The organism is Desertibacillus haloalkaliphilus (genome assembly GCF_019039105.1).
GTDB classification, from domain to species: domain Bacteria; phylum Bacillota; class Bacilli; order Bacillales; family KJ1-10-99; genus Desertibacillus; species Desertibacillus haloalkaliphilus.
The window spans coordinates 1-343 of record NZ_JAHPIV010000519.1 but is presented as its reverse complement, the minus strand read 5'-3'; the positions used below and the strand labels follow the sequence as shown (position 1 = coordinate 343).

Here is a 343-nt window from a genome sequence, read left to right as displayed (position 1 = left end):
CGTTATGAATGGTTAATTGAAAAAGCGACAAAATCGCTAGTTATGAATGATGCTAAGGTATTGCCACAGCTTCATACCCTGATTTGGGGAAACAAACGTGGCGTGTAAAGAAGGAGAGAAAAAACAATGAGTGGAAGAAAAAAAGAAGAACTAGAAGGGGTAACGTTACTTGGAAATCAAGGAACAGCCTATGACTTTTCCTATAACCCTTCTGTCTTAGAAGTGTTTGAAAATAAACATCAAAATCGCGATTACTTTGTAAAATTTAATTGTCCTGAGTTCACTTCATTATGCCCGATGACGAATCAACCAGACTTCGCTACAATCTATATTAGCTATATTC

1 protein-coding gene and 1 pseudogene are annotated in these 343 nt (G+C 36.4%); both read left to right on the top strand.

Annotated features, from left to right (window positions below):
• Positions 1 to 108, top strand: a pseudogene (locus KH400_RS23090) (7-carboxy-7-deazaguanine synthase QueE); the annotation flags it as partial.
• An 18-nt stretch (positions 109 to 126) separates the two neighbouring features.
• Positions 127 to 343: preQ(1) synthase (locus tag KH400_RS23085; RefSeq protein ID WP_369009392.1), on the top strand; the 217-nt coding region annotated here is incomplete at its 3' end.